Origin of the sequence: Streptomyces sp. NPDC006510, from assembly GCF_040611955.1 — a bacterium.
GTDB lineage: Bacteria > Actinomycetota > Actinomycetes > Streptomycetales > Streptomycetaceae > Streptomyces.
In genome coordinates this window covers 1-25,938 of record NZ_JBEXPH010000123.1, presented here as the reverse complement: position 1 = coordinate 25,938, position 25,938 = coordinate 1, and the positions used below count along the sequence as shown (strand labels likewise).

General features: G+C 70.3%; 28 protein-coding genes and 2 pseudogenes. 12 read left to right on the top strand and 18 right to left on the bottom strand.

All coding sequences use genetic code 11. From position 1 onward, the window contains the following. Nucleotides 1-426: 426 nt before the first annotated feature. Both ABZY11_RS29735 and ABZY11_RS29730 read right to left on the bottom strand, forming a co-directional pair. Nucleotides 427-1,386: an aminoglycoside phosphotransferase family protein gene (locus ABZY11_RS29735; RefSeq protein WP_266416193.1), complete on the bottom strand. Its 960-nt coding sequence runs from the start codon at nucleotides 1,384-1,386 to the stop codon at nucleotides 427-429. 249 nt (nucleotides 1,387-1,635) lie between these two features. Beyond that, entirely contained in the window at nucleotides 1,636-2,361 is a 726-nt protein-coding gene (locus tag ABZY11_RS29730) for a class I SAM-dependent methyltransferase (RefSeq protein WP_356482094.1), read from the bottom strand. 174 nt (nucleotides 2,362-2,535) lie between these two features. On the opposite strand from ABZY11_RS29730, the gene ABZY11_RS29725 reads away from it, so the two are divergent. The 3 genes from ABZY11_RS29725 (at nucleotide 2,536) to ABZY11_RS29715 (ending at nucleotide 5,229) form a co-directional block, all read left to right on the top strand. Then, the gene (locus ABZY11_RS29725) at nucleotides 2,536-3,306 is read left to right on the top strand and encodes a TnsA-like heteromeric transposase endonuclease subunit (protein WP_356482088.1); all 771 of its coding nucleotides are present in this window, start codon (nucleotides 2,536-2,538) and stop codon (nucleotides 3,304-3,306) included. Nucleotides 3,307-3,703: 397 nt separating this feature from the next. Next, entirely contained in the window at nucleotides 3,704-4,228 is a 525-nt protein-coding gene (locus ABZY11_RS29720; RefSeq protein WP_356482093.1) for a GNAT family N-acetyltransferase, read from the top strand. 377 nt (nucleotides 4,229-4,605) lie between these two features. After that, nucleotides 4,606-5,229: a hypothetical protein gene (locus tag ABZY11_RS29715; protein WP_356482087.1), complete on the top strand. Its 624-nt coding sequence runs from the start codon at nucleotides 4,606-4,608 to the stop codon at nucleotides 5,227-5,229. On the opposite strand, the gene ABZY11_RS29710 is transcribed toward ABZY11_RS29715, so the two are convergent. Beyond that, nucleotides 5,215-5,652, bottom strand: coding sequence for a hypothetical protein (locus ABZY11_RS29710; RefSeq protein ID WP_356482086.1), 438 nt, complete (start codon nucleotides 5,650-5,652; stop codon nucleotides 5,215-5,217). The genes ABZY11_RS29715 and ABZY11_RS29710 overlap by 15 nt on opposite strands. Before the next feature lie 70 nt (nucleotides 5,653-5,722). Between ABZY11_RS29710 and ABZY11_RS29705 the strand changes: the two genes are divergently transcribed. From ABZY11_RS29705 to ABZY11_RS29695, 3 genes are all read left to right on the top strand, one after another. Next, the gene (locus ABZY11_RS29705; RefSeq protein WP_356482085.1) at nucleotides 5,723-6,640 is read left to right on the top strand and encodes an oxidoreductase; all 918 of its coding nucleotides are present in this window, start codon (nucleotides 5,723-5,725) and stop codon (nucleotides 6,638-6,640) included. A gap of 339 nt (nucleotides 6,641-6,979) precedes the next feature. Then, nucleotides 6,980-7,978 (top strand): UDP-glucose 4-epimerase GalE, encoded by a 999-nt coding sequence (galE, locus tag ABZY11_RS29700; RefSeq protein WP_356482084.1) that lies wholly within the window; start codon nucleotides 6,980-6,982, stop codon nucleotides 7,976-7,978. 122 nt (nucleotides 7,979-8,100) lie between these two features. Beyond that, complete coding sequence (locus ABZY11_RS29695; protein WP_356482083.1) at nucleotides 8,101-8,622, top strand: DUF2199 domain-containing protein; 522 nt, start codon at nucleotides 8,101-8,103, stop codon at nucleotides 8,620-8,622. 60 nt (nucleotides 8,623-8,682) lie between these two features. On the opposite strand, the gene ABZY11_RS29690 is transcribed toward ABZY11_RS29695, so the two are convergent. After that, a complete protein-coding gene (locus ABZY11_RS29690; RefSeq protein WP_356482092.1) occupies nucleotides 8,683-9,288 on the bottom strand; it encodes a TetR family transcriptional regulator in 606 nt (201 codons plus the stop codon). 173 nt (nucleotides 9,289-9,461) lie between these two features. Here ABZY11_RS29690 and ABZY11_RS29685 point away from each other — a divergent pair, with 173 nt between their 5' ends. Continuing rightward, on the top strand, nucleotides 9,462-10,445 hold the full coding sequence (locus tag ABZY11_RS29685) for a zinc-binding dehydrogenase (RefSeq protein WP_356482091.1): 984 nt from the start codon (nucleotides 9,462-9,464) through the stop codon (nucleotides 10,443-10,445). Between the two features lie 34 nt (nucleotides 10,446-10,479). On the opposite strand, the gene ABZY11_RS29680 is transcribed toward ABZY11_RS29685, so the two are convergent. The 5 genes from ABZY11_RS29680 to ABZY11_RS29660 form a co-directional block, all read right to left on the bottom strand. After that, nucleotides 10,480-11,259 (bottom strand): TetR/AcrR family transcriptional regulator C-terminal domain-containing protein, encoded by a 780-nt coding sequence (locus ABZY11_RS29680; protein WP_356482082.1) that lies wholly within the window; start codon nucleotides 11,257-11,259, stop codon nucleotides 10,480-10,482. A gap of 147 nt (nucleotides 11,260-11,406) precedes the next feature. Continuing rightward, nucleotides 11,407-11,955: a GntR family transcriptional regulator gene (locus ABZY11_RS29675; RefSeq protein ID WP_356482090.1), complete on the bottom strand. Its 549-nt coding sequence runs from the start codon at nucleotides 11,953-11,955 to the stop codon at nucleotides 11,407-11,409. Between the two features lie 84 nt (nucleotides 11,956-12,039). Beyond that, complete coding sequence (locus ABZY11_RS29670; protein ID WP_356482081.1) at nucleotides 12,040-13,290, bottom strand: GNAT family N-acetyltransferase; 1,251 nt, start codon at nucleotides 13,288-13,290, stop codon at nucleotides 12,040-12,042. A gap of 67 nt (nucleotides 13,291-13,357) precedes the next feature. Continuing rightward, nucleotides 13,358-14,341 (bottom strand): asparaginase, encoded by a 984-nt coding sequence (locus ABZY11_RS29665; RefSeq protein WP_356482080.1) that lies wholly within the window; start codon nucleotides 14,339-14,341, stop codon nucleotides 13,358-13,360. 46 nt (nucleotides 14,342-14,387) lie between these two features. Beyond that, nucleotides 14,388-15,002 (bottom strand): ABC transporter substrate-binding protein, encoded by a 615-nt coding sequence (locus tag ABZY11_RS29660; RefSeq protein WP_356482079.1) that lies wholly within the window; start codon nucleotides 15,000-15,002, stop codon nucleotides 14,388-14,390. A 117-nt stretch (nucleotides 15,003-15,119) separates the two neighbouring features. Here ABZY11_RS29660 and dtd point away from each other — a divergent pair, with 117 nt between their 5' ends. After that, complete coding sequence (dtd, locus tag ABZY11_RS29655; protein ID WP_356482078.1) at nucleotides 15,120-15,569, top strand: D-aminoacyl-tRNA deacylase; 450 nt, start codon at nucleotides 15,120-15,122, stop codon at nucleotides 15,567-15,569. A gap of 43 nt (nucleotides 15,570-15,612) precedes the next feature. Here the strand turns inward: dtd and ABZY11_RS29650 are convergent, their stop codons facing one another. Continuing rightward, nucleotides 15,613-16,578 (bottom strand): folate-binding protein, encoded by a 966-nt coding sequence (locus tag ABZY11_RS29650; protein WP_356482077.1) that lies wholly within the window; start codon nucleotides 16,576-16,578, stop codon nucleotides 15,613-15,615. A gap of 239 nt (nucleotides 16,579-16,817) precedes the next feature. Here ABZY11_RS29650 and ABZY11_RS29645 point away from each other — a divergent pair. Both ABZY11_RS29645 and ABZY11_RS29640 read left to right on the top strand, forming a co-directional pair. Beyond that, nucleotides 16,818-16,985 (top strand): annotated as a pseudogene (locus ABZY11_RS29645) (IS5/IS1182 family transposase); the annotation flags it as partial. 603 nt (nucleotides 16,986-17,588) lie between these two features. Continuing rightward, the gene (locus tag ABZY11_RS29640) at nucleotides 17,589-19,724 is read left to right on the top strand and encodes a SpoIIE family protein phosphatase (RefSeq protein WP_356482089.1); all 2,136 of its coding nucleotides are present in this window, start codon (nucleotides 17,589-17,591) and stop codon (nucleotides 19,722-19,724) included. A gap of 75 nt (nucleotides 19,725-19,799) precedes the next feature. On the opposite strand, the gene ABZY11_RS29635 is transcribed toward ABZY11_RS29640, so the two are convergent. Further along, complete coding sequence (locus ABZY11_RS29635; RefSeq protein WP_356482076.1) at nucleotides 19,800-20,273, bottom strand: Fur family transcriptional regulator; 474 nt, start codon at nucleotides 20,271-20,273, stop codon at nucleotides 19,800-19,802. A gap of 38 nt (nucleotides 20,274-20,311) precedes the next feature. Beyond that, nucleotides 20,312-20,884: an FABP family protein gene (locus tag ABZY11_RS29630; RefSeq protein ID WP_356482075.1), complete on the bottom strand. Its 573-nt coding sequence runs from the start codon at nucleotides 20,882-20,884 to the stop codon at nucleotides 20,312-20,314. Between the two features lie 314 nt (nucleotides 20,885-21,198). Between ABZY11_RS29630 and ABZY11_RS29625 the strand changes: the two genes are divergently transcribed. After that, nucleotides 21,199-21,561 (top strand): DsrE family protein, encoded by a 363-nt coding sequence (locus ABZY11_RS29625; protein ID WP_356482074.1) that lies wholly within the window; start codon nucleotides 21,199-21,201, stop codon nucleotides 21,559-21,561. Nucleotides 21,562-21,613: 52 nt separating this feature from the next. On the opposite strand, the gene ABZY11_RS29620 is transcribed toward ABZY11_RS29625, so the two are convergent. The 4 genes from ABZY11_RS29620 to ABZY11_RS29605 form a co-directional block, all read right to left on the bottom strand. Continuing rightward, nucleotides 21,614-21,871, bottom strand: a complete 258-nt coding sequence (locus ABZY11_RS29620) for a DUF3099 domain-containing protein (RefSeq protein WP_356482073.1) — start codon at nucleotides 21,869-21,871, stop codon at nucleotides 21,614-21,616. 180 nt (nucleotides 21,872-22,051) lie between these two features. Further along, nucleotides 22,052-22,339, bottom strand: a complete 288-nt coding sequence (locus tag ABZY11_RS29615) for a DUF1416 domain-containing protein (protein WP_018490348.1) — start codon at nucleotides 22,337-22,339, stop codon at nucleotides 22,052-22,054. A 50-nt stretch (nucleotides 22,340-22,389) separates the two neighbouring features. Then, complete coding sequence (locus ABZY11_RS29610) at nucleotides 22,390-23,235, bottom strand: sulfurtransferase (protein ID WP_356482072.1); 846 nt, start codon at nucleotides 23,233-23,235, stop codon at nucleotides 22,390-22,392. Between the two features lie 155 nt (nucleotides 23,236-23,390). Further along, on the bottom strand, nucleotides 23,391-23,498 hold the full coding sequence (locus tag ABZY11_RS29605; protein WP_350983699.1) for a putative leader peptide: 108 nt from the start codon (nucleotides 23,496-23,498) through the stop codon (nucleotides 23,391-23,393). A 644-nt stretch (nucleotides 23,499-24,142) separates the two neighbouring features. Between ABZY11_RS29605 and ABZY11_RS29600 the strand changes: the two genes are divergently transcribed. After that, nucleotides 24,143-24,418, top strand: coding sequence for a hypothetical protein (locus ABZY11_RS29600; RefSeq protein WP_356482071.1), 276 nt, complete (start codon nucleotides 24,143-24,145; stop codon nucleotides 24,416-24,418). Between the two features lie 479 nt (nucleotides 24,419-24,897). Here ABZY11_RS29600 and ABZY11_RS29595 read toward each other — a convergent pair whose 3' ends face one another. Continuing rightward, on the bottom strand, nucleotides 24,898-25,587 hold the full coding sequence (locus ABZY11_RS29595) for a DUF2993 domain-containing protein (RefSeq protein ID WP_356482070.1): 690 nt from the start codon (nucleotides 25,585-25,587) through the stop codon (nucleotides 24,898-24,900). A gap of 131 nt (nucleotides 25,588-25,718) precedes the next feature. Continuing rightward, nucleotides 25,719-25,938: pseudogene (locus tag ABZY11_RS29590) on the bottom strand (hypothetical protein); the annotation flags it as partial.

The window sequence follows — 25,938 nt, the reverse complement described above, 5'->3', positions numbered from 1 at the left end:
TCGATGACCAGAAATCGATCACTCGGGAAGGTACGCCCTCCGCGTTCCGCGAGGCACCTCTCCCGAGTCCGATCCACAGGTCTTGAGCATTGCTCCAACAAGACCGCAAACGATCTCAAGGTGACAAGAACAATGCACCTTCGGTGACAACAATCGTGCTCACGCCGGCCCGGAGAGCAAGGTCAGGGCAGCTCACTGGTGACAACTTCCGTGCTCAGTCACACCCCGTGTGCCTCGGCACGCCAATGTCCGTTCCCGGTGCTTGTGAGGGTTTCCCGCTGGATCTGCTCGGCGGAGTGATCGAGTCCCGATCAATCTGCGCGGCGAATGTCCTGTCTCGCTGAAGCCGAAGCAGTCTCGGTCGATGTGAGGCATCGGGCTGTACGTCTCGCTCAATCTCGGGCAACTGCCCCTGTGTCTCGCGTGTCAGCCCGGCGCGTCCATCAGGGCGGTGACATAGGCATCCAGCCGCTCCTCCACAGCTCGCGTCGTCAGCTCTGTTCTCCCGGCCTCCCGCCACGGCTGCGACACCGACTGCACTTCCTCCGAGGCGGCCAGCGCGTCCCGCACCCGCCAGTACAGCCGCTCGCTCACGCTCGCAGCCAGCACACCGCCGGCCTCCTCGTACGCCTCGGCGAACCGCAGCCCCCAAGCCGGGCCGTGCAGCAGCGCGAGATTGACGGAGCAGTGCGCCACATCGAGATCGGCCGGGCCCCAAGAGGCTCCTGCCCAGTCGATGACGCCGGTGATCCGAGCGCCTTCCGGGTTCGAAGGCGACACGTCGAACAGCACGTTGCCGGGTTGGAAGTCCCGGTGCAGGAAGCGCCCTTCATAGGGTGGCGCGGGTCTGCGGATCACTTCGATAGCCGCGGCCCATACGGCCGCGTCGGCGCCCTTGGGAACCACGACGGTGTCGGCGGTCGTCAACGTCGTATATTCCCGGGGCCGCTCAGCGGGGTACACCGCGTGGATCGCAACAAGTTGACGGGCCAGCAGGCGCACACGCGCCTCCACTCCCATGTCGTCAAGGACCGTCCGGCCCGCCAGATGGGTCATCAGGAGCGACGGATACTCGCACTGCGCGGCGGTCGGATCAACCGCGACTAGTGAAGGAGCCGGCACGGCGGTCCCCGCGAGCAAGGTCAGAGCGCCGGCCTCCCCAATCAGCCCGTCCTCGGCGTTCTCCATGTAAAACGGGTCGACGTAGCTCCGCAGCACCAGGTCACGGGTGCCTCCGTCCCGTGTGCCGATGATCAGCCTCCGCATCTCGGCGGTGATGCCGCCGTGCAGCGCCTCGGCTTTGACGATCCGTTCGCCAGCTTCCAGGTGCCGACTCACCCAAACCAGCGTCAACGGTCGGACGGTCGCGGTCTCATCGTGGTTCATCACCGTGCCACCTCATCATCCGGGCGGCGGCACGGGCGAAGGCTTTTACAGGTACCGACGGCCGTGCGGCTCAGCCCTTCCAGCAAGCCTGGATCCGGACGCAGATGCTCTAAGAGGCGCAAGTCAGACGTCAGTTGGGCGAGGCAGACGGACACTCGGCATCTCACTCAACCTGAGACACACCAGGTCAGACGGCCGCCGTGCCTCAGCTCCAGCGAGGCGGGACAGCGAAGTCTCCCGTGGGCTGAGCTACGGACGTCGCGCGACGAAGACGAACTCCTTGCCTGGCCGGTCAGGAGCGTCGCGTACGTCCTCCACCACGTACCCCTGCGCGATCAGCTCCGTCTCGACCTCCTGCCGCTCACGGAAGCGCAAGGTGGAGTCCGACGTCAGCACCTCCCCGTCGGCAGCGAACACGTAGGTCCAGCGGAACGTCACCAGCGGCTCGCTCACCTCGATCACCTGGACCCAGCTCTCGACGGCGCCAACATCCGGGATCTCCGTCACGCGATATGAGGCTTCGCGGTCCCACTCCTCCCAGGCGCGTCCGGCTGGATCTCGGGTCTCGAACACCAGACGGCCGCCAGGCCGTGATGCTTCGTACGCCCCACGCAGGGTCTCGCGCCATGCCTGCGGATCGATGATCTGCTGGGCGGCGTTCGCCGTCATGGTTGCCAGGTCGACTCGCATTGGCGGGAGTGTCGTGGCATCGCCACAGATCCAGTGCACTTGCTCGCTGCCCGGTTTGGCTCGGGCCACGTCGATGGACGCTTGGGCGGGATCGACACCCACGACCTCGATCTCGCGTTCAGCCAGCAGAAGCGCGAACACACCTGTTCCACAGCCGATGTCCAGTACCTGACGTGCTCCGAACTCCTCCGTCATCTGGACGTACGCGTCGAGATCGCTGCGATCGGGGTCGAGTGGGTCATAGATCGCGGCGAGCCGTGGATGCCCGAAACATTCGTCAGCCATGCGGCCGAACGTATGGGCTGTTGAGCTGGAACGCCTACTCATTTTCGCCGTATGCCAGCGTTGTTCGATCACCCAGACGAGGGGTTTGGTCGCGTTCATTCTTCTCGGTCCCACAGCTTCTGCACAGTGGTTCATATGGGGGCACAAGGCACAGCCAAGCAGTCGTTGTCGGCCGTGGACCAGTTCGAGGCCGGATGGCGGGATGACGAGGGTGAGCATCGGCGGCCGTTGGCAGATGTGGTCTCGGTGGAGTTCGAGGCAGGTCTGCCGGTGCGGGGGTTTCCGTCGTATCGCGGGCAGCGGCATTTCCCCGGGTTGTACTGGTCGGCGACGACCAGTGGGCACGTGGGGTTCGAGTCCTGGCTGGAGCGGGATCACGCGATGCTGCTCGACTTCACCCCGGAGGTGACGGGGCTGCTGTCGCAGCCGCTGTGGCTGTTCTGGAAAGACGAGCGGGGCAAGCGGATCTCACACGCTCCGGACTACTTCGCTCGGTTCGAGGACGGACGGGGGCTGGTGGTGGACTGTCGGCCGTTGGACCGGATCGACTCACGGTCGGCGGCCAAGTTCGCGGCGACGCGCACGGCTTGTGAGGTGGTGGGGTGGGGCTACCGGGTTGTCGGCGAGGTGGATCCGGTGCGGATGGTGAACGTTCGCTGGCTGGCGGGATACCGGCATCCGCGGTACGGGGCCGATGAGGGGCTCGTGGCCCGGTTGTTGGCACTGTTCTCGGTGCTTTCGCCGCTGGTGGCACAGGCTGCGTTGCTCGGTGATCCGATCGCGGTGTTGCCGACGGTGTTCCATCTGCTCTGGTTCGGACGGCTGGCCGCGGATCTGTCGCGGCCTCTGTCGGATGCCACGCTGGTGTCGCCGGCGGAGACCGGTGAGCGGGCGTCTAGGGCCACGGGCGGCGTTGAGGGTCGGGGATCGGGTGCGCCTGGATGACCGGCTGCACGCGGTCGTCGGCCTGTCCGGGACGACGGTGCGGCTCCTCGACGAAGCCGGGTCGGCGAGTCTGGTGTTGCTGTCCCACCTACTGGCCTCCGAAGGCTTTGAGCTGATTGGCCAGGGTGCTGATCAGGTCCGTATGCCGCCGTTCGCGCTGTTGGACATCGTGCCGGCGCGGGAGGCCGAGAAGGCCGTGGCCTGGGAACGGCATGTGACTGAGGTGGAGTTCGGCAAGCCGTTCTCGCTTCGTCACGGCCCCGTCCCCGCCGGTCGCCGCATGTTCGCCGTCTCCGCGCCGGAGACCATGGCCCTGGCCCGGGAGCACGGGCTGAAGGCGATCCATCACGCGGAACGGGAGGACCCGCACGGGCGTGACGGGGTGAGCTGGAGCTACCTGGGGCTGGGGCTCGCCCCGCTGTCCTTCCGCCGGGCGGAACCCCGTGACCTGTCCGCCCTGGTCCGGTTGCGCGACGACGCCGCCCGCTGGATGAACGACCGGGGCATCACCGGCCAGTGGCAGCCCGGTGAGCTGGGCGAGGACCACTTCCGCCGGATCACGGAGGACGGTGAGGTCTGGATCGCGGAGGCCGACGGCCGTGCGGTCGGGGCCTGGGAGCTGTGGTGGGAGGACCGGGATGCCTGGGGGAGCCGGCCCCCGGCAGCCGGGTACGTCCACCGGTTGATGGTGGACCACGCCGGCGCCCCGCCGGGTACGGGGCGGCGCCTTCTGCGGGCCGCAGAAAACCGCGTGGCCGAGACCGGCCGGAGCGTGGTCCGACTCGACTGCCTGGCGGGCAATGCCCGTCTGCGTACGTACTACCTCGACGCCGGTTACCAGGTCGTCGGGCACAGGAAGGGCAAACCGCAGCCGGGCGGCACGACGAAGTCGTTCACTCTGCTCGAAAAGCCCGTGCGGTAGGGAGGTTTGCCCGCCCTTGTGGGACTGAGCGGCGTCGGGAGGGCGGGCATCCGGAGGCGGCGGGCTGCCGGAGACCCGGGGTGCCGCTGAGACGGTAGTCGTTGACCGCCCCGCCTTGTTGGCACAGGCGTTGGGGTAGTACAGGGGCGCCGCGCCCGCGTTCCCGTCGGACCAGCACCGGGCATTGCCTGAGGAAATCGCCCGGCATCTCGGAACAAGGGCTCCGCCGCCCGGCAATCCAGCACCGGCAGGGCACTCGCGGCGGGTCGTGATCCCGTATGCGCGTTACGGGACCGCCCTGGGCGAGTACGCCGGTGACCGGAGCCCGGCTCTGGGTAACGTATGCGGAAATATCCCCATGCCGGAGACGGATCTCCATGGATGACGAAGACGCCCGGTCCGCAGCCCGAGCCAAGCACGCGGGCACAGGCCCCGGGGCGCAGGGGCACGGCCTCGGGCATGGCGGCGCCTCGGTGGTGCCGAGGGCCGCCGTGATCGCGGGTGGCGGAGCGCTGGCGGTCTGGGAGCCCGCGTTCACGCTCGGCGCCTACAACGTCATCTTCTACTACCAGATGCTCACCCTCTGGGCGGTGTCGACGGCCGTGCTGCTGGCCGGCTTCCTGATGCGCGAGCGCGGGCCGCGCCACGGCTGGGTGTACTGGGCCTGCCTGGCGCTGCCCAGCGGATGGCTCGTCCTCGCCGCCGTCGTGCCGCGCAGCGGCAACTGGCAGGGCGAGACGCTCTTCCTGATCGGCGGCATCATCAGCGTCATCGGCACCCCGTTGCTGACCTGGGTACTCCTCCAGCTCCTGCTGTTCGGGGAATCGGAACTCTCCGTACGCCAGCGGAGAACGGTCATCGGCGTCGTCGCGCTCGTCGGCGGGCTGGCCTTCCTGCTCGGCGAGTTCAACGATGTCTTTCTCACCTGCGGGGACTTCGACATCAGCGGCAACAGCATCCCCTCCGGCTGCAGGCCGGGCCACGCCTCACCGCTCGGCTGACCCGCGCCGGCGTCCGGGCCCGGGCGGTGGCCCGTACGCCTGCACCAGGGCATTGCGTACGGCAACGCGTCCGGCCGCCCGGAACGCCCCGCGATGGGAGTCGGCATTGTGCACTTTGATGCGCCGCAGAACGACCGCCACCGCGACGGCCGTTGCGGGTTCACGGCCGACGAGGCCGGCCAACTCCTCGCGCACCCCCTCGATGAAGCCCTCGTGGAACGAGGCGATCTCCTCGGCGGGCCAGCCCCTGACCGACGCGCTGTCGGCGGCCTCGAACGCCACCCCTTCCTCCCAGGGCTCGAAGTCCACGACGACCTGCGCGAAGTCGGAGGGGCAGCTGGTCTGACGTGCGTACGTCGCCCGGACGTCCCGGATCGGGTGGGGCGGGAAGACTCTGGCTCCGGGGGTCGGTTCGGGGTCCATCGGCCCACGGTAGTCGCGGCCGGAAGGAATCAATGTGACGATCGGGTCCACCAGGGGCGATGCTGCCCCCATGACTTCCTCACCGATCGACCCCACCCCGGATTCCGGTCCCACACCCACCACCAGCACCTCAGGCCCCGGCGTCTTCGAACTGGGCGGCACCGTCACCATCCCGCGGCTCGGCTTCGGGGCGATGCAACTGCCGGGACGTTGGAGCGGGCCGGCCGGTGACACGGCGAAGGCCGTGGCCGTGGCGCGGCGCGCCGTCGAGCTCGGGGCGCGGTACATCGACACCGCCGCCTTCTACTTCTCCCCCACCCACCGGGCCAACGACCTGCTGCGCGAGGCACTGTTCCCGTATCCCCCGGACGTCACCATCGCCACCAAGGTCGGCCCGCTGCGGGACGAGACCGGTGAGATGTACGCCGAGGCCCGCCCCGATCAGCTGCGCGGGGAGGTGGAGCGGAATCTGGAGGACCTGGGGGTCGACACCCTCGACCTGGTGCATCTGCGGGTGGGCCGGCTGGGTTCGAACGTCGCCGAGTCGCTCGGCGAACGGTTCGCCGTGCTGGCCGCGCTGCGCGAGGAAGGGCTGATCCGGCAGCTCGGCGTCAGCAATGTGACGAGCGGACAGCTCGCGGAGGCCCGGTCTATCGCGCCGGTCGCCGCCGTCCAGAACCGGTTCGGTGTGCTCGACCAGGCCGACGCCGCGCTCGTCGACGAGTGCGCGGACGCCGGTATCGCGTACATGCCGTTCTTCGCGCTCGGCGGCGGTCACACCGAACTCGCCGGCGAGAACCTCCGGAAGGTGAGCGAGCGGCACGGCGCGACGGCGTACCAGGTGGCCATCGCGTGGGGCCTGGCCCGCTCGCCCTCGATCGTGCAGATCCCCGGCACCGCTTCGCTCGCCCACCTGGAGGAGAACATGGCCGCCGGACGCCTGACCCTCGACGAGGACGACATGGCGCTGCTCGGACGTCGCCGCTAGGGTCTTTCGTTCGGATCGTGCCGGACCCCGCGAGCCCGGCACGATCCGCCCCGACCTGCCCCGACCTGCCCCGCCCTCCCCAGCCCCCTGGCCGGGCGCCGCGTCATCGCCCTACTTCTTCAGCCGCTCCCCCAACTCCTCGACATCGGCGAGGAACCAGGTCCAGGGCGTCTCGTTCACCGCCGATGACCTCGCCCTTCTCCGCGCACATCAGCACGGCACGCCATGGAGGGCGGCCAATCGCGCACGCGGACGCGGCCGCCGCAACTCGTCGATGCAATTCTCCGAGCACCGCGTCGGCCTACGATCGCCCCACGATCTCAGAGAGGCGGATACCGCATGAAGGTCCTTGTCGCCGGAGGCGCGGGGTACATCGGCAGCACGATCGCGTCCGCCTGCTCGGACGCCGGGATCACTCCCGTCGTCCTCGACAACCTGGTCACGGGCAGACGGGAGTTCGCAGAGGGACGGGCCTTCCACGAGGGCGACATCGCGGACGGCCCCCTGATCGACCGGATCTTCGCCGAGCACCCGGACATCGACGCCGTCGTCCACTGCGCGGCGCTGATCGTGGTCCCGGAATCGGTCGCCGACCCGGTCGGCTACTACCGGGCGAACGTGGCCAAGAGCCTGGAGTTCGCCGGCCATCTGCTGCGCAACGGCTGCACCCGCATGATCTTCAGCTCGTCCGCCTCCATCTACGCCGCCGATACGGATCTGACGGTCGACGAGGACTCCCCGATCGACCCGCAGAGCCCGTACGCACGCACCAAGGCGGTGTGCGAGGCGATGTTCGCCGACATCGCCGCCTCCCAGCCGCTCCGGGTGCTGTCGCTGCGCTATTTCAATCCGATCGGTGCGGACCCGAAGATGCGCACGGGATTGCAGCTGCGGCGCCCGAGCCATGCCCTGGGCAAGATGATCCAGGCGCAGGAGGAGGGCGTTCCGTTCCAGGTCACCGGGACCGGCTACCCGACGCGCGACGGTTCCGGCATCCGGGACTACGTCCATGTCTGGGACCTGGCTGCCGCACACGTGGCCGCTCTCGGCGCCTTCGACGCCGTCCTGCCGACGGCCGGCTCCACCGTCATCAACCTGGGCACCGGAACGGGCACCACCGTGCGCGAACTCCTCGCCGCTTTCAACGAGGTGATCGAGACCCCCGTGCCGACGGTCGACACCGGAGCCCGGCCGGGCGACGTCGCGGGGGCGTACACCCGGAGCGACCGGGCGGAGCGGCTGCTGGGATGGCGGCCGCGGTACTCACTGACGGAGGGCATCCGCCACTCCCTGGAGTGGGCCGCCCTGCGCGAGGACGTACTCGGCGACTCCGTGTAGGCCGATGGCCCGGCGCGGCAGCGGGAGCGGACGGGGACGCGGACGCGGACGGCGGTTCGACGACAGGTCCCAGGCGTCGCGGGGCAGGCGGGAGTTCGCGGGGCAGCCCTTAGGATCCGCCCATGGCTATCGACCACGGCTACACCTGCTCCTGCTGCGGCGAACACCACGCGGAACTCCCGATGGGGTACTCGACCATGGCGCCCGACATCTGGGACGCGAGTCTGGAGAGCGACCCCGACAGCATGCTCTCCTCCGACCAGTGCATCGTCAGACACGAGCACTACTTCATCAAGGGTCTGATCGAGATACCCGTGTTCGGCAGCGAGGAGCCCTTCTCCTGGGGTGTCTGGGTCTCGCTCAGCCGGGAGAACTTCGCCCGCGCACTCGATGTGTGGGAGACCCCCGGCCGCGAGTCCGAGCAGCCGTACTTCGGCTGGCTGAGCACCGAGCTGGGGCTCTACTCGCCTCGCACGACCAACCTCAAGACGAACGCCCACACCCGCCCGATCGGCCGGCGCCCCCGCATCGAGCTGGAGCCCACCGACCACCCGCTCGCCGTGGAACAGCGCACCGGCATCACGCGGGACCGGGTGCGGGAGATCGCCGAAGCGGTGCTGCACGCCGGTGACGTCCAGGCCTGAGCGCCACGGCCGGACGCCCCCGTCCCGCCGGGACCTGGCGCCTCCGTCCCGCCGGGCCCGCTACCCCTGCTCCCCGAGCCCCGACCGCAACTGTACGAAGGCGAGTTCGGCCGCCTCGACCGCATCTCCGTACACCTGGTCCGCGCTCTCCCCCGCGTCGATCCGCCGCCAGTTCTCCAGGGCCAGGATGCGCAGTACGGCGATGATCTGGCCCGCGGCCAGCCTGTCCCGCACCCGGTCGCCCAGCGCACGGGCGAGTGCCGCCTCCGAGCGGCTCTGATAGGCGTACAGGCGGGCCACCAGGGACGGCGTCCCGTACAGCAGCCGCTGGTACGCCAGCACCTGCGGCACATCGCAGAGCCCGGTCACCGGATCGCCCCGCTCCAGACCGTCCAGGAAGTTGCGGCGCAGGGCGTCCAGCGGGGATTCGGTGTCCGCACGGGCGGTGACCACCCGGGCCGCCTCGTCCTCGTGGTCGGCGAACCGGTGCAGGACCAGGTCCTCCTTGGCCGGGAAGTACCGGAACAGTGTCGGCTTCGAGATGTCGGCCGCCGCCGCCACCTCCGCCACCGAGACCTTGTCGAAGCCCCGCTCCAGGAACATCGCGATCGCGGCCTCGGAGACCGCCTGATAGGTGAGCCGCTTCTTCCGCTCCCGCAGGCTCATCTGCCCGTGGGTCGCATGCGCCGCCTCGTCCGCGTGCGCCGTCCCGGGTCCGGGCTTCTCTCCGTCCATGACCACGAGCGTACGCCCTTGACCTCAACCGGACTTGACGTCCGAGAGTGGCCGCAGGGGCCCCGGACCAGCCGGGAGCCGAAAACCGGAGGGACGTGATCCGCATGCGTGCGGTGCTGGTCGGGGAGACGGGCGGTCCGCAGACGCTGGTGACGACGGAGCTGCCCGACCCGGTGGCGGGTCCGGGTGAGGTGGTGATCGAGGTGAGCCACGTTGACATCGGCTTCGTGGAGACCCAGATCCGCATGGGTGCGTTCACGGATTACTTCCAGGTCCGCACACCGTACGTCCCTGGCAGCGGGGTCTCCGGAACGGTCCGCGCAGTCGGCGAGGGCGTCGACCCCGGGTGGCGGGGCCGCCGGGTCGTCGCGTTCGTCGGCACCACCGGCGGCTGCGCGGAGCGGGTGGTGGCCTCCGTGGACCGGCTGACCCCGGTGCCCGACGGGGTCGGGCTGCGGGAGGCCGCCGCCCTCGTGCATGACGGGGTGACGGCCATGGCCCTCCTGGACGCGACCGCCCCGAAGCCGGGTGAGCAGGTACTACTCCTCGGCGCGTCCGGCGGCATGGGCACACTCCTGGTGCAGCTGCTGCACACGACGGGCGCCCGGATCGTCGCCGTGGCACGCGGGGAGCGGAAGGGCGCGCTGGTACGGGAGTTGGGGGCCGACGCGGTGATCGACGGCGCGCAGCCGGACTGGGTGGAACGGGCCCGTGCCGTACTCGGGGAGGCGGGCGGCGCGGCCGACGTGGTCCTGGACGGAGTGGGCGGCGACGCCGGCCTCGCGGCCTTCGCGCTGACGGCCGACGGCGGCCGGTTCTCCGCCCACGGCGCTCCGACCGGCGGTTTCGCCCCGGTCGACCCGCAGGAGGCGGCCCGCCGCTCCGTCTCACTGTTCGGCATCGCGGACGTCCAGCTGACGGACACGGAACGGGTGCGCCTGACCGGCCGGGCCCTGGCCGAACCGGACGCCGGGCGGCTGCGCCCGGTGATCGGCCGGGTGTACCCACTGGAACAGGCCGCGCAGGCACATGCGGCGATCGAGAACCGCACACTGCTCGGCAAGGCACTGCTCAGCACGGAAGCATGACCCGGCAACCCCACCCGCCCCCGGGCCGAGCCCCTCAGGCCCGGGATCCCGCCCGCGCCTTCACCAGAACCTCGATCCCGTCCAGCACCCGCTCCAACCCGAACCCGAATTCGTCGTCGGGCTCGCGCGGCACCCCCAGCGCCCCGGAATCCAGCAGCCGGGTGAGCGACGGATGGCGTACGGGGTCGACGAGCCGGTTCAGGGTGCGGGTGCACCCCTCCGCCACCTCCTGCGCCGGAATGCCGCGCGCTTCCACGGCGGCCGCGAGATCCCCCATCAGCAACGCCTCGTTCCGTACGAACCCGTTGACGAGGAGGATGACGGAGACCTCCTCGCGCGCGTCCAGACCGGTACCTTCGAGGGCCTGGAGACCCTGCTCCCACCAGGCGACGGAGTTCGGGCTGGCGGGCGGGCCCGAGGCAGGTATGCGGAGCATCCACAGATTGCGGTGGAACACCCGCCGCTGCGCCCACGCCCACTGCCCGAGCGCCTCCCGCCAGCCGGCACCGCTCTCCAGCGCGGGCAACGGGGGCGGCGGGCCCATCGCCGCCTCCTGCATCAGGACGTACAGCTCCCCCTTGGCGGACACATACCGGTACAGCGACATCGTCGAGGCCCCCAGGTCCTTGACGACCCGCCCCATCGACACCCCACCGAGCCCCTCGGCCGCCGCCACCGCCACCGCGGCATCCACGATGCGCCCCAGACTCAGCCCCGGCTTCGGTCCCTTGACCGGCCGCGCCCGCAACCCCCAGGCGGCCTCAATACTGGCCGGCAGGCCCGTACCGCCCGGCGAGCCGTTTCCCTCCATCATCTGAACCCACCCCCTCTCAAGACCATCCTAGTTATGCGTAATCCATACACATCGACGCGTTTTTCATACACAGAAAGGGAAGAACGCCATGCCACCGAGCGCGTGATCGAGGCCTGCGGCCTCACCAAGTCGTACAGAAGATCCGCTTCACCCGCCCTGGAAAGCTCGGCCCGTGAGTCGACCGCTCCACCGTCTTCGCCTTGCTCGGTCCCAGGGGCGCGGGCCCTGATGCTCCGGGGCGGCTGGATGGCCCCGGTCATGATGCGGTGCTTCTGGTCGGGCACCCGTGCGGCCGGCGACTCCGTGGTCATCGAGAAGACGTCGAGCCGCACCTCGGTCGCCTCGAACGCCTCTTCCGGACAGGGCTTCAGCCAGCACGGGAGGGATGCTCTCCGAGGCCACCGCCCGGACGCCGTCCTCCTCGTGACCGATCTCCGCCGAAGCACCCGGCCGGGGCGAGGGAACGCCCGCCTCGGACCCGCTGACGAACGTTCCGTTTCCCTGCCGGGTGACGATCAGGCGTTTGTCGCGGAGCAACCGCAGCGCTTCAGTGATCGTGGCGCGGGAGACACCGAACCGGTCGGCCGGCCGTGCCTGCGTCGACAGCCGGTCACCGGGCCGCCAGACCTCGCTGTTGATCCCCTTGAGCAGCTCATCGGCGATTCGCCGGTACTGCCGCTTGCCATCAGGTGCCACAGAGTCACGGCTCGTCACTCCACGACCCTAAGCGCATCAGCGGCTCAATTTGCTTGATACGTACGAATGTTGGCCCGGCTCGCCTCAGAACACATCCGGGCACCAGGCCCGCCGCCCCGCCCGGAACATCCCCTCCGCCGTCGCCACCGCGCCCGGTGTGAGTTCCTCGATGCGACCCAGGGCCGCCAGCCGGGACGGGGATTCGTCGCCGAGGTAGAGGGTGCCCAGCTCCCGTACGTCCATGGCCAGATCGGCGGAGCGTGTCGTCGGGGTGCACGTGGCGCCGTCCGGGGTGGCTTCCAGGTGGTAGCGGCCGGTGGTCAGGGACGTGGTGTCGTGGATGTCGAGGGTGAGCGCGCCGGGTACCGCGTAGGTGCGGGCCTCCAGGGCGGGCACGACGTCCAGGACGCGTACCCACAGCCAGTCCGCGTGAGTCACGACGCGGGCCGCGCGCGGGTCCGGGAGGAGCAGGGGGAGCAGGTCGTCGGGGGCGCGGTAGCCGGAGCGGACCGTGGTGACCCAGTCGATCGAGCAGACGAAGTGCCACAGCGCGCGCTCGGCGGCCGGGGTGACGGCGATCTGCCCGAGCACCGTGGCCCGGTTCAGCGGCTGCTTGGCGTCGCCCCACTTGTCGTCGGCGCGGTAGGCGATCAGACCGTCGGCCTCGCCGGCCGCGTTGCTGTAGACCGCGTAGAAGGGTTCCGTCCAGGTCCCGGGACCTGGCTGGACCTCGCCGGTGTTCACTGCCCACCAGCGCGCGTCGCGGTTGATCATGCCGTGCTGCCGGGCGCGCAGCCGGTCGTGGAGGGCCGGGCCCAGCTTGCGTACGTCCGCGCCGCTCACCAGGTCGATCCGGCCGCCGTCCTGCGCGGACGGGCCCGACCAGCGCGGGTCGAGGCCCGTCCGCGGTACGTCGATCTCCCACTCGGTGGTCCAGGTCGCCGGGCCGAAGCCGTACCGCCCGTAGATCGGGTACTCGGCGCTGATCAGCGTGGCGACCACCTCGCCGCGCTCCTTCGCCGCCGCGAGGTCCGCGGCCATCATCCGGCTGAGCAGCCCGCGGCGGCGGTGCGTGGGCGACACCGTGACGTTGGAGACCGCGTCGGCCGGCACCGCGGCGCCGCCGACGACCGTGAGTTCCTGCGCGAAGGAGCGGAACGTGGCCACGCACCGCCCGCCGTCGAACGCGCCCTGCGTACGGGCGAGGTCCGTGTGCGGGAGGCGCCGTTCCGCCTCCTGCTCCGTCCCTGTCGGCGGCTGCAGGAAACCGGTGTGCTTGGCACGCAGCCAGTCGGGGAACTCGGCGGCGGTGATCGTACGAACGTCAGGAGCCATACGGGCCACGCTAGGCACATGGCGCGCGGGATGTCGCCCGGTTTTCCGCTGTCCCGGAACGAACAGGTCAGAAGGTCGGCCGGATCTCGCCGACCTCCCCGCCGCCGCCCAGCAGCGGTGCGTGTCCGATCCGGGAGACCACCGGGGCGTCGATGCCGAGCAGCCGCAGCGCTCGGGCAAGTACCGGCCCGAGCGCCCGCGTCGCGCCGTCGTCGATCTTGAAGGCCAGCGCCCGGCCGTCAGCCAGCGCGACCGCCTGCACCGCCTCGGCACCCATCTTGGAGAGCGTGCCCGGCACCTCCCGCATCAGCCAGGTGTCGGGTCGGCGGGTTCCGGCCACGTACTCGGGGTGCGCCCGCATCGCGTCACCGACCCGGCGCTCCGCCGTCCCGGGCTCCGCCAGCACGAACGAACGGAAGGCCCGCGCCAGGCCCACCAGGCTGATCGCCATCAGCGGCGCCCCGCACCCGTCCGTACCGACCGCCGTGACCGGCTCGCCGGCCGCCTCCTCGACGACCCGGTGGACCAGCTGCTGGAGCGGGTGCGACGGGTCCAGGTAGGACTTCCGGTCCCAGCCGTTCACCGCGCACACCGCGAGCATCGCCGCGTGCTTGCCGGAGCAGTTCATGGTGATCGGCTCCCGGACCTGGCCCGCGGCGAGATACGTCTCCGCCTCCGCCGGGTCCAGCGGCAGATCGGGCGGGGTCTGCAGATCGCCGGGCGTCAGTCCGTGCTCGGCGAGCATCGTGCGGACGAGTTCGAGGTGGAAGTCCTCGCCGGAGTGGCTCGCGGCGGCCAGTGCCAGCCGTTCCCCGGACAGATCGAGCCCGGCCCGCAGCACGGCGGCGGCCTGCATCGGCTTGTTGGAGGAGCGGGGGAAGACCGGCGCCGCCGGATCGCCCAGGGACCGCTCCACGCTGCCGTCGGCGGCCAGGACGACCAGCGAGCCCCGGTGATGGCCCTCCACGAAGCCGGACCGTACGACCTCGGCCAGGACGGGGAGCGCGGGGGATATGGCGGATGGGGCAGCGGGGGCGGCGCTGGAGGTCATGGTGGCCTTCCGGGGACGGGCGGAACCCGCCCCCGGAAGGATCGCTTCAGGCGAGCAGGTCGTCTACTTGTGCTTCACCGTCACGGTACCTGCGGGCGATCTCCGCGCTGCAATCGTCAGTGGTGCGTTGCAGCTGGTGACGGCGGCGGGAGACCTGCTGTTCGTAGCGGACCAGGCGGCCCATCGCGGTGTGCAGCTCCTCGTCCGTACGGGCATCGAGGTCGGACAGCTCGACCTCGGCGAGCGTCTCGGCGGCCAGCCGGCGGTACTCGTCGCTGCGGGGCGTGGTCAGCGTGACGTGCCGGGCGGAGGACCGGTGCTGGGACGGGGTGTCGGCGAGGATCTCCGAGAGCCGGTCCACCACCGGTTTCTCCGGATCCAGCCGGCGGGCCAGCTCGGCCCGCAGGATGTCGATCCGGCCCTGGACGAGCCGGCGCACGTAGCTGAGATCGGCCTCGTCGCGCTGCGAGTCGCGGCGCAGGGTGCGCAGCTCCGGCAGCCGCAGGGTGCCCAGCTCGGGCTGCGGCCCGGCGGACAGGCCGTCCTCCAGGCCGTGACCGGTTCGCTGCACGGGTGGCCGCATGATGCTGGTGCTGGTGCTGGCGCCGGTACGCGTGGCCGGTACGGCGCCGGGGGACTGCCCGGTTCCATAGGTACTCATGCTTGTGTCCATCCCCTCGACCGGTGCGTCGGCACACCGCCTCCCGAGCATGGTGCCACTCCGGTGGGGCCTGTGTGGATGCTCTGTACCCGTTCAGCCCAAGATAGGTTGGTCTGTATGCGTGCAGTGATACAGCGGGTGGACGGCGCGAGCGTCACGGTGGCGGACGGCGCGGGCGGGTCGGGCGGGCCCGCGGTGGTCGGCGAAATCGTCGGCGAGGGGCTGTGTGTGCTGGTGGGAGTCACCCACGGGGACACCCCGGAGAAGGCGGCGCAGCTCGCCCGCAAGCTCTGGTCGCTTCGCGTCCTGGAGGGCGAGAAGTCCTGCTCCGACGTAAATGCACCGCTTCTGGTGATTTCGCAGTTCACTCTCTACGGGGACGCCCGGAAGGGCCGCAGGCCCACCTGGAACGCCGCGGCGCCCGGCGAGGTCGCCGAACCGCTGGTCGGCGAGGTGGTGAAGCAGCTGCGGGCGCTGGGGGCGCAGGTGGAGACGGGCCGGTTCGGAGCGGACATGCGGGTCTCGCTCACGAACCACGGCCCGTTCACCGTCATCGTCGAGGTCTGAACCGGCCCGGCCGGGACGGGAGACCTACGGCTCGACCGGAGTCCTACGGCTCGACCACCGTCTCCTGGGCCGCGGCCGTGTCCCCGGCGAGCAGCTCGGCGTCCACCGCGACGTTCCGCTTCACCAGGGCCAGCGCGATCGGCCCCAGCTCGTGGTGGCGGGCGGACGTGGTGATGAAGCCCAGCTGGCGCCCTTCGGCGCCGTCCGCTGCGAGCCGTACCGGGGTGCCGTGTCCGGGGAGCACGACCTCGCTGCCGTCGAGGTGCAGGAAGACCAGCCGACGCGGCGGCTTGCCCAGGTTCTGCACCCGGGCCACGGTCTCCTGGCCGCGGTAGCAGCCCTTCTGGAGGTGTACGGCGGTGCCGATCCAGCCCAGCTCGTGCGGGATGGTGCGGTGGTCGGTCTCGAAGCCGAGGCGCGGACGGTGCGCCTCCACGCGCAGCGCCTCGTACGCCAGGATGCCGGCCACCGGGCCGTGCGCCGCCGCGTACTCCTCCAGGTCGGCGCGGGGCAGGAACAGGTCCCGGCCGTACGCCGTCTCCCGTACCGTCACGCCGTCCGGGACCTCCGCGATGGAGCCGGCCGGCAGATACACGACGGCGAAGTCCTCGGTGCGGTCGGCGACTTCGACCCGGTAGAAGAACTTCATGGACTCCAGGTAGGCGATGAGGTCTTCCTGGGTGCCCGGTTCGGCGTGCATCCACACGGTCTCGCCGTCGTCGACGAGGTAGAGGGCGTGCTCGATGTGCCCGTTGGCGGTGAGGATCAGGGCCTCGGTGGCCTGACCCGGGGCGAGTTCGCTGACGTGCTGGGTGAGCAGGAGGTGCAGCCAGGCCAGCCGGTCGCTGCCGGTGACGGTGACGACGGCGCGGTGCGAGAGGTCGACGAGGCCGGAGCCGTCGGCGAGGGCGCGCTGCTCGCGGAACAGGTCGCCGTAGTGCGCGGCGACGCCTTCGTCGCGGCCTTCGGCGGGGACGGCGCCGGGCAGGGACAGCAGGGGGCTCTTCATGCGACCAGCGTACGACGCGGTGTGAACGACGCGTCCGGGGGCCGAAGAGGCCGCCGGAGAGGCGCTGAGAGCTCGCGCGGACAGGTGGCGTGGGCAGTCCCGGCAACAAGGTGGGCACAGGCCCGGCGATCACGGAGTTGCGACGCTCTGTGACCACTGGGGGGATCTGCGCCCGTCCTTCCGTCATGGCTGACCGACCCGCTCCGGGATCAATTCGTGGCACTGCTGCCCAAGTGCCCCACGCCTGGCAGAACGCCTTCTACCGGCTCGCCCGATGCCACGGACGCCGCGTCGCGGTCATCGACGCGTTCTTCGACCTCGCCGATACGATCATCACCGTCCGTAGCCTTTTCCGCGGGGCGTGGACGACCCACCGCCGGGACAACCGCCGCAACCGCCGCCCATGAGCACGTGCCTATTACGCAGCCTCCAAATGTGGCAGTTCGGGCATCTTGCTGCCGACATGATCGGTACGTATGCCTGCCGACGTATCGGTACAGCCGCCACCGCCCCGGTGGACATGTGCAGCACGTCGTCACGGCAGTAGAGCGTATTTTCCCCACAGGGGCGACGATCGGTATATGGGTGACGATCGGTGTGGCTGGTGCGGAGCTCCACTGCCGGAGTCGGCAGGTCCGGGTCGGCGGTACTGCCGTCAGGCGCATCGGCAGGCGGCCTGGCGAGCGAGACGTCGCTGGCAGGTGGCGGCGGAGGCGCGGCAGGCGCTGGTGTTCGCGGAAGCGGATCTCATGACGCAGGTGCAGGCCGCAGCCCAGCAGGCGAGCGACTCGCGCCCGGGGCAAGGAGCGGAGGGCTGCCATGTCGCCGCCGTGGCGGAGCTGCCAGGGTTGGCCGGGCAGCTGGTGCGCTGTGCGGTGTTGGCGGACCGACGAACCGGGGCCAGCTGGGCGCAGATCGGCGCCGGCCTGGGCATCAGCGCGGAGGCGGCCAGACATCGCTTCAGGCGCCTGGAGGAATCCCTGCCCGGTGCCGCTCGGGAGGGTGAGGGCATGAGGGACCTTGCCGGCTTCGGCGCTGGCACAGGCTCCGGCACGCATCAACTCTGCGCCGTTTTGGACCAGTTCATGCGGGAGACAGGCGCCTCCGGGGGCCTCGTATACCTGCTGCCGCCGGGCGAGCGGGTGCTGCGGCTGGCAGTGCTGCGGGGAGTTCCCCGGCAGATCGCCGCGCACTGGACGCAGGTGCCGCTGGCGGCCCGCACCCCGGCGACCGACGCCGTGCGCGAGCGGCGTCTGGTGTGGATAGGCGGCCAGGAAGAGATGGCGCGGCACTACCCGCAGATGGCGCTCGCGCTGCCCTACCCCTTCTCGGCGGCCGCTGCCCCGATCACCACCGGCACCACCGCTTGGGGCGCCCTGGTGGTGCGGTGGCCCAGCTCGCATCCATCGCCGCTGACCCGACACGAACGCAACGCGGTCCGTACCTCCTGCCGCCGCCTGGGCCTTCTCCTGCGGCAGGCCGCCGACAGCGGCCACCCGCTGCTGCCCGGGTCCGAACCGCAGGTCCTGGCCCCCCTGCGTGCCCGCGCTCGCGGGCCAACCCAGGAGGCGGCAGCGGCGGACTTCGCCGAGCGCCTGCCCGGAGGATGCTGCACCTTGGACCTTGACGGCCGGATCACCTTCATCACAACCACCGCCGCCGACCTCCTCGGCGCCGACGCCGTCGACCTGCTGGGCGTCCTGCCCCGGCAGGTCCTGCCGTGGCTGGACGACCCAGTCGTCGAAGACCGCTACCGGGCCGCGGTGCTCAGCCAGGAGGCCACCTCCTTCACCGCCCTGCGCCCACCGGACCAGTGGCTGTCCTTCCACCTGTACCCGGACGTCTCCGGCATCAGCGTCCGCATCGCCCCGGCCTCTCCGTCCCCTGCCTCGGAGACGTCAGAGGTTCTGCGCCCCGCACCGTCGGCCGCACCGGGCCGGTCGACCGCCCACCACCACCTGATGCACCTCGCCGCCACGCTGACCGAGGCCGTCGGGGTCATGGACGTGATCGACCGGATCGCTGACCTGCTCCCGACCGCCTTCGAGGCCCAAGCCCTCGCCCTGATGATCGCCGAGGAGGGCCGGCTGCGGATCATCGGTCACCGCGGCTACCCCGCCGAACTCATGGACCGCTTCGACGGCACCCCCCTGGCCTCGGACACCCCTGCCGTGCGTGTTCTGACCAGCGGCGTCCCCAGCTTCTACGCCACCTTCGCGGACCTCAAGCGCGCTCATCCCCCCGCCGTCCTGCAGGACGGCAAGGCCGCCTGGGCCTTCCTGCCCCTGATCACCTCCGGCCGCCCCGTCGGCTCGCTGGTCCTCGCGTACGACCGGCCGCATCCCTTCACGCCCGAGGAACGAGCCGTCCTCACCTCGACCGCCGGGCTGATCGCCCAGGCCCTGGACCGCGCCCGCCTCTACGACGCCAATAAGGCTCTCGCCCACAGCTTGCAAGCCAGCCTGCTGCCCCAAGCACTGCCCCACGTCCCCGGCCTGGACGTGGCCACCCGCTACCTCCCCACCGCTCACGGCATCGACGTCGGCGGCGACTTCTACGACCTCATTCATCTCGACACCGACCTCGCCGCCGCAGCAATCGGCGACGTCCAAGGCCACAACGTGAACGCCGCCGCCCTCATGGGGCAGGTCCGCACCGCCGTCCACGCCACCGCCGGCGCATCGCCCGGCCAAGTCCTCGCCCGCACCAACCGCCTGCTCACCGACCTCGACCCCGGCCTGTTCACCAGCTGCCTCTACGTCCAGCTCGACCTGGCACGCCACCGCGCCTGCCTGGCCACCGCCGGCCACCCGCCCCCACTCCTGCGCCACCCCGACCTACACGCCGAGATCCTCCCGCTGGCGCCCGGGCTCCTGCTCGGCATCGACCCCGCGGCCGACTACCCGGAGACCGAAATCCCCCTACTGCCCGGGTCCGTGCTCGCCCTGTACACCGATGGACTCGTCGAAACCCCCGGCATCGACATCGAGGACGCCACCGCCGACCTCGCCGCCCAGCTCGCACAGGCCCGGGGCCAGACCCTGGACGCCCTCGCCGACACCCTCATCCACCACGCCCAACGGTCCGCCCCCCGCAACGACGACATCGCCCTGCTCCTCATCCGGCCTCAACAACACGGCCGCTGACGCCAAAGGCCCGCCCGGCTCGGCGGGGCTCCTGTCTCCGCCCCGGGCTGCCCATGCCGCCTGTCCGCGCGAGCTCTAAGCCTTGGGACCGGCCGTTTCGGCGGATGTCCGGTCGGCGTCCTCGGCTGCCGCCTTCGCCGTGCACCCGGCACAGCGGCCGAAGATCGCGAAGTGCTTCATGTCCGTCTCGAACCCGAAACTGCTCTGCAGCTTCGCGGTGAACTCGGCGACGACGGCGACATCGGCCTCGATGACGTCCGTGCAGTCACGGCAGACCAGATGGATGTGGTGGTGACGGTCGGCCAGGTGGTACGTGGGTGCCCCGTGTCCCAGATGGGCGTGGCTGACCAGCCCCAGCTCCTCCAGGAGTTCGAGCGTCCGGTAGACGGTGGAGATGTTCACGCCGGACGCGGTCCTGCGCACCTCGGAGAGGATGTCGTCGGGTGTCGCGTGTTCCAGCGTGTCGACGGCTTCCAGGACAAGCTGCCGCTGCGGCGTCAGCCGGTAGCCGCGCTGTCGGAGATCGGTCTTCCAGTCGGTGCTCACCACACGCCCAGTGTAGGACCGGGTGAGCACCCGCCCGCGGGCTACTTGAAGAAGGCGATGCCGTCGTCCGGCAGGTCGCCGAGGCTCTTCGCCATCGCCTCGACCTCCTCCGGGGTGACGACCTTCTTCAGGTGCGCCGACATGTACGGGCGCAGCTCCACCTCGGGGGTGGCCTTCTCGCCGACCCACATCAGGTCGCTCTTCACATAGCCGTACAGACGCTTGCCACCGCTGTACGGGCCGGAGGCCGCGGTCCGGGCCACCGCGTCGGTGACCAGGTCGATCTGCGGCTTCTGATCGGCCAGCTCGCCGTACCAGATCTCGATGACGCCCTGGTCACGGGACATGACGATCTCGACCTTGCGGTCCTTGTCGATGCGCCAGTACCCGGACTCGGACTCCAGCGGCCTGACCTTCTTGCCCTCGGAGTCGAGCACCCAGCTGTGCGAGACGTACTCCAGGAAGTCGCGGCCGTCGTGGCTGAAGGAGACTTCCTGGCCGAAGTTGCACTGCTCGGCACCGGGGAAGTCGGACACACCCGCGCCCGCCCAGTTGCCGAGGAGGAAGGCCAGCGGGACGAGGTCCGGGTGGAGGTCGGACGGAATCTCGATCATGAGCGGCTCAGACGATCTGTAGAGGTGGGGGTGACTGCGGGGGCGTGGAAGGTCAGCGCTGACCCTGGTACAGCTTCTTCACGGTCAGACCGGCGAAGGCGAGAACGCCGACGCAGACCAGGACCAGCAGGGCGGAGAAGAATGCCTCAAGCACGGGAACTCCTTGCAACGAGCGTTATGGCAGCAGTACGGGGCCGGGCCCCAGCCTAATGGGTGGGGGCCCGTCCCGCCGGTTCGGGGTTTGGCCCGGGGGCGGCCCGCCACCGCCACCGCGACGCCGGGGTTGTCCCCGGCCGGCGATTACAGTTCGGCTTATGCCGAAGAAGCTCGTGATCAAGGTGACCGCAGGTGCCGACTCCGCCGAGCGCTGCTCGCAGGCGTTCACGGTGGCCGCGGTCGCCGTCGCCAGTGGTGTGGAGGTCTCGCTCTGGCTGACCGGGGAGTCCTCGTGGTTCGCGCTGCCGGGGCGCGCCGCCGAGTTCGAACTGCCGCATGCCGCGCCGCTGCCGGATCTGATCGAGTCGATCCAGGCGGGTGGCCGGATCACCCTGTGCACGCAGTGCGCGGCCCGTCGTGACATCACCGAGCAGGACGTCCTGGAGGGCGTACGGATCGCCGGTGCCCAGGTCTTCGTCAGCGAGATCATGGCCGACGACGTCCAGGCACTCGTCTACTGACACCGGCACTGACGCCGGTACTGACACCGGTACTGATTCCGACGAAGGGGCGTCATCGCCGCTTCTTGCCGTCGAGTTCGTCCCACCACTCGTCGGACTTCGGGTCGCCGGACGGATCGTCCCACCAGCGGTCCTCCGGCCCCCGCCGGTTGGCGACCACGGCCGCGATGGGCGGGATCACCATCGCGACGAGGCACATCACTACCGCGGCGGGCATCGACCACAGCCTGACAAAGGACCAGGCCGATACGAAGAGGACGATGCAACCGCCCATCATCAGGAAATAGCCGCGACGGCGTCGCGCGTACATGTCTCCAGGGTAGGCCCCGCCCCCGCCCGAACGAACGGCTCGGACCGCCCCCGGCACGGCCCGGAGCGGCCAGGACGGCGCGAAGGGCCGTACCCCGTCCAGGAAGGCGTCCAACCCCCTGGGGTACGGCCCTTCGGCCGATCTGTGTCGCGGCACGCGGGCCGCGGCGGGAACTACCGGCTAGACGGCGATCGCGACCTCGGAGAGGCCACCGGTCTGCGCCACGACCGTGCGGTCGGCGCTGCCGCCGGGGACGAGGGCGCGCAGCGTCCACGTGCCCTCGGCCGCGTAGAAGCGGAACTGTCCGGTCGCCGAGGTCGGGACCTCGGCGGTGAACTCGCCGGTCGAGTCCAGCAGGCGCACGTAGCCGGTGACGGGCTCGCCGTCGCGGGTCACGCTGCCCTGGATGGTGGTCTCACCGGGCTTGATGGTCGAAGCGTCGGGGCCGCCGGCCTTTGCTCCACACATGTGTTTCGTCCTTCTGGGTCGGGGGTCGTGCTGGTCCGGGTCGTGCGGAGTTACTTGTTGGCGCCGAGCTCGATCGGCACACCCACGAGGGAGCCGTACTCGGTCCACGAACCGTCGTAGTTCTTGACGTTCTCCTGGCCGAGCAGCTCGTGCAGCACGAACCAGGTGAGCGCGGAGCGCTCGCCGATACGGCAGTACGCGATGGTGTCCTTCGCCAGGTCGACCTGCTCGGCCTCGTACAGCGCCTTGAGCTCGTCGTCCGACTTGAAGGTGCCGTCGTCGTTGGCGTTCTTCGACCACGGGATGTTGCGGGCGCTCGGCACGTGGCCGGGTCGCTGGGACTGCTCCTGCGGGAGGTGCGCCGGGGCGAGCAGCTTGCCGCTGAACTCGTCGGGCGACCGCACGTCGACCAGGTTCTGGTTGCCGATCGCCTTCACGATGTCGTCGCGGTAGGCGCGGATCGACTGGTCCTGCGGCTGGGCCTTGTACTCGGTGGCCGGGCGGGACGGGATCTGGTCGCCGTCGACCAGGTCGCGGGAGTCGAGCTCCCACTTCTTGCGGCCGCCGTCGAGCAGGCGGACGTCCTGGTGACCGTAGAGCTTGAAGTACCAGAACGCGTAGGACGCGAACCAGTTGTTGTTGCCGCCGTACAGGACGACCGTGGTGTCGTTGCCGATGCCCTTCTCGGACAGCAGCTTCTCGAAGCCGGCCTGGTCGATGAAGTCACGGCGGACCGGGTCCTGGAGGTCCTTGGTCCAGTCGATCCGGATCGCGTTCTTGATGTGGTTCTTCTCGTACGCCGAGGTGTCCTCGTCGACCTCGACGAGAGCGACCTTCGGGTCGTCGATGCGGGCCTCGACCCAGTCGGCGTCTACCAGGACGTCACTGCGGCTCATGCTGTTCTCCTCCGGGGCAGTCTGCGGCGAGATGTTGCGAGACGGTGCGTGATGCGGGTGTACGGCGGCGCGGCGTGCGGCACACGTACAACGGCGATCGGGATGGGCCCTGACGTCGGTCGAAGGGCCGGGGGAATGCGGGGTGCCGAAGGCTCTCAGACAGTGCGACAGAGCATGGCGGCGACGCGGCACAGGTCCACTGCCCGCCGCTTCGTGAGATCCGCCCGTCCCCGCTGTGGGAGACCGCCAATAGAGCACTGCATGGGACCGATCGTAAGGAGGTGCGGGCGGGCATGTCACCGCCGTGTCGCATTCTGAGACGCGATCGTCCGCCATCCGGGATTCGGATGGGGCCGAGGCGCCCCTCGCGCCGCTCCCGTTCCGTCGGGGGACATCGGCCATCTACGGATCGGACACAGCCGTCTCAATATGTGGCGCGCGGGGGCGTCGAGGCATACGGCGAGCGGGACGTGACCCGCCGGACGGGCCGATCCAGGGCCTGTCGCCTGGATCAGGCCGGATCGAGCCCGGCCAGATCCGAACGAGCGGCCTAAGGGCTGTCCCGCGATTGTTCCGCAGCAGCCAGCCACCCGGGCCAGATCCTGAAGACCGACGTCATGCCATGTCCCGAATTGGCCAACAGCATCCCCCAGGGTGCGGCGCCGTTCGCATGCCCACGAGGTGCACAGCGTTCCCCTGGAGGGGAAACGGTCGGGACGACAGCCGATCTGTCCGTCGCAGGCCCCGTCTGGGATGCTGAAGGCCAGGCTCGACAGGGGGGCAGACGGTGTATACGGAACCTATGGCGCGAGCCGTTGTGGAACCAGCAGTACTCAAGCTCATACGGCAATACCCCCGTGGCAGGTCGTTCTCCACGACGGTCACATTCGGCGGGGACGACTTCAGCATGTGCGCCCACATACGGGTGCAGTGGGCGGCACCCGGGCAGGTGAAGATCGCACTGGCCTGTTGGGTCGTCAACATGGACACCGCGCGCTATCTCGGTGACAACCCACCTGCCAGGGAGGAGATGCGCCTGCCACCGGAAGGCACAGCGGAGTGGGACGAGGAACTGACCAGCCGGGTGATCGGCCACCTCGCAGCCCGTATGAACGCTCTTGCCACCGCCCTGCCGACCACCGACGAACACCTCACCATCACCGTGCCTCTCGTCCTGACGTAGTCCGGTTGAAGGGTCGGCCGCACAACGCCCGGGGGGCGCCCCGGCCTGGACCGCACACACAGGTGACCAGAGCCGGCCCGGTCGCGACCTGCATCGACGGCCTGGAGGCCGCTGCAGGCGAGCGCGGCGAGTCAGCGATCGATCAGGCTCCGCGACCTCGCCGGTGCAGCGAGCGGCCGCTCACCGAGCACTACGGCTGGCGCGAGCACAAGCGCCGTCAGTCCTCCCGGCGGATCTGCGTCGAGCACGCGAATGCAGAAGTACGCCAGTGGCGCCCACCCAGCGATACACCGGCCGCCGCGAAACCTACGGGGAAACCCACCAGGCCATCGCCGCCCTCGCCCCCGACCGCGCCGCCCAGCGGCCCACCCGGCATAGGACGAGTACCGAACTCATGCCCGTCCGCACGACGGCCTGCTGAATCACCCACCAGCTAACTCCCCAGGCCAACACGCCTCGTGATCAATCGCAGCAGCCCGTCAGCCGGCGAGCCGCACGTCCGTGCCCGTGACCGAGATCTCCAGGCCGTCGGCGGTCGGCTGGATCTTCTGCAGCTTCAGGCCGCTCGGCAGGCCGCCGACCTCCCGGTCGAAGTCGGTCTTCTTGCGCACCAGCCCCTCCAGCCCGGGGATGCCCTCACCCGGCACCTCGTCCGCGCGCACCCGGAGCGTGTGGCCGTCGACCAGGGTGACGGTGGAGAGCACACTGCGCGAGATCGGGCGGCCGAGGATGTCGACCGTGCCGGTCACCTTCACCTTGTTGTTGCCGCCGTACTCGACGGCGACGCCGTCGCTGGCGGCCTCGGTGAGGTCCTCGTACGAGATGACGGCGGTGCCCGTGGCACGGGCGGCGGTGGCGCTGGAGTAGCCCTCGGCCAGCTTCACTTCGTGCAGCGCGGCGTTCATCCTGCTGATCCGGAGCCTGCGGCCGTTGGCGGCGGTCTCGATGCCGGTGATCTCGACGTCGACCTCGTCGAGCCGGTCCCCGACGACCTGCGTCAGGAACGGGAACCCCTTGATGGAGACGTCCGTCGAGCCGATCGTGGCACCGGTGATCCGGATCCGCCCCTCGGCCTCCGACTCGGCGAAGTACACCGCCGCCCGGTCGACGGCGACGAAGATCCCGCCCAGAACCACCACGATGACCAGCAGTATCCGCAGTGCACGCATGCCCGATCTTCCCCCACCCTGCAATCCGGCCGGACCCCCGGCGCCCCGCACGTCCACCGAACGTGCACGGCGCCCCGGGTGATCGACGAGCGGGCACCCCTCTTCGGTTCCCGGGGCGGTACGGTCCCGCGCTACGAGATCGCGCGGCCGATCAGGTACACGGCGGGCGCCGCGGCGGTCAGCGGCAGTGCCACACCGGCGGTCATGTGGACGAAGCGCGACGGGTAGTCGTAGCTCGCCACCCGCAGCCCGATCAGCGCGCAGCCGCCCGCCGCGAGGCCGAGCAGCGCGCCCTTCATGCCCAGGTCGGTGAGCGCCCCGGCCACGGCACCCCCGCCCGCGGCGGCGAGC

What these genes read in the sequence shown, in the direction of transcription:
- ABZY11_RS29650 (WP_356482077.1), bottom strand. Translation starts at nt 16,578, where the DNA reads ATGAAGAGCCCCCTGCTGTCCCTGCCCGGCGCCGTCCCCGCCGAAGGC.
- dtd (WP_356482078.1), top strand. Translation starts at nt 15,120, where the DNA reads ATGCGTGCAGTGATACAGCGGGTGGACGGCGCGAGCGTCACGGTGGCG.
- galE (WP_356482084.1), top strand. Translation starts at nt 6,980, where the DNA reads ATGAAGGTCCTTGTCGCCGGAGGCGCGGGGTACATCGGCAGCACGATC.
- ABZY11_RS29705 (WP_356482085.1), top strand. Translation starts at nt 5,723, where the DNA reads ATGACTTCCTCACCGATCGACCCCACCCCGGATTCCGGTCCCACACCC.
- ABZY11_RS29630 (WP_356482075.1), bottom strand. Translation starts at nt 20,884, where the DNA reads ATGATCGAGATTCCGTCCGACCTCCACCCGGACCTCGTCCCGCTGGCC.
- ABZY11_RS29730 (WP_356482094.1), bottom strand. Translation starts at nt 2,361, where the DNA reads ATGGCTGACGAATGTTTCGGGCATCCACGGCTCGCCGCGATCTATGAC.
- ABZY11_RS29670 (WP_356482081.1), bottom strand. Translation starts at nt 13,290, where the DNA reads ATGGCTCCTGACGTTCGTACGATCACCGCCGCCGAGTTCCCCGACTGG.
- ABZY11_RS29610 (WP_356482072.1), bottom strand. Translation starts at nt 23,235, where the DNA reads ATGAGCCGCAGTGACGTCCTGGTAGACGCCGACTGGGTCGAGGCCCGC.
- ABZY11_RS29695 (WP_356482083.1), top strand. Translation starts at nt 8,101, where the DNA reads ATGGCTATCGACCACGGCTACACCTGCTCCTGCTGCGGCGAACACCAC.
- ABZY11_RS29625 (WP_356482074.1), top strand. Translation starts at nt 21,199, where the DNA reads ATGCCGAAGAAGCTCGTGATCAAGGTGACCGCAGGTGCCGACTCCGCC.
- ABZY11_RS29620 (WP_356482073.1), bottom strand. Translation starts at nt 21,871, where the DNA reads ATGTACGCGCGACGCCGTCGCGGCTATTTCCTGATGATGGGCGGTTGC.
- ABZY11_RS29690 (WP_356482092.1), bottom strand. Translation starts at nt 9,288, where the DNA reads ATGAGCCTGCGGGAGCGGAAGAAGCGGCTCACCTATCAGGCGGTCTCC.
- ABZY11_RS29685 (WP_356482091.1), top strand. Translation starts at nt 9,462, where the DNA reads ATGCGTGCGGTGCTGGTCGGGGAGACGGGCGGTCCGCAGACGCTGGTG.
- ABZY11_RS29605 (WP_350983699.1), bottom strand. Translation starts at nt 23,498, where the DNA reads ATGCAGTGCTCTATTGGCGGTCTCCCACAGCGGGGACGGGCGGATCTC.
- ABZY11_RS29595 (WP_356482070.1), bottom strand. Translation starts at nt 25,587, where the DNA reads ATGCGTGCACTGCGGATACTGCTGGTCATCGTGGTGGTTCTGGGCGGG.
- ABZY11_RS29665 (WP_356482080.1), bottom strand. Translation starts at nt 14,341, where the DNA reads ATGACCTCCAGCGCCGCCCCCGCTGCCCCATCCGCCATATCCCCCGCG.
- ABZY11_RS29715 (WP_356482087.1), top strand. Translation starts at nt 4,606, where the DNA reads ATGGATGACGAAGACGCCCGGTCCGCAGCCCGAGCCAAGCACGCGGGC.
- ABZY11_RS29660 (WP_356482079.1), bottom strand. Translation starts at nt 15,002, where the DNA reads ATGAGTACCTATGGAACCGGGCAGTCCCCCGGCGCCGTACCGGCCACG.
- ABZY11_RS29735 (WP_266416193.1), bottom strand. Translation starts at nt 1,386, where the DNA reads ATGAACCACGATGAGACCGCGACCGTCCGACCGTTGACGCTGGTTTGG.
- ABZY11_RS29640 (WP_356482089.1), top strand. Translation starts at nt 17,589, where the DNA reads ATGAGGGACCTTGCCGGCTTCGGCGCTGGCACAGGCTCCGGCACGCAT.
- ABZY11_RS29680 (WP_356482082.1), bottom strand. Translation starts at nt 11,259, where the DNA reads ATGATGGAGGGAAACGGCTCGCCGGGCGGTACGGGCCTGCCGGCCAGT.
- ABZY11_RS29710 (WP_356482086.1), bottom strand. Translation starts at nt 5,652, where the DNA reads ATGGACCCCGAACCGACCCCCGGAGCCAGAGTCTTCCCGCCCCACCCG.
- ABZY11_RS29600 (WP_356482071.1), top strand. Translation starts at nt 24,143, where the DNA reads ATGTGCGCCCACATACGGGTGCAGTGGGCGGCACCCGGGCAGGTGAAG.
- ABZY11_RS29615 (WP_018490348.1), bottom strand. Translation starts at nt 22,339, where the DNA reads ATGTGTGGAGCAAAGGCCGGCGGCCCCGACGCTTCGACCATCAAGCCC.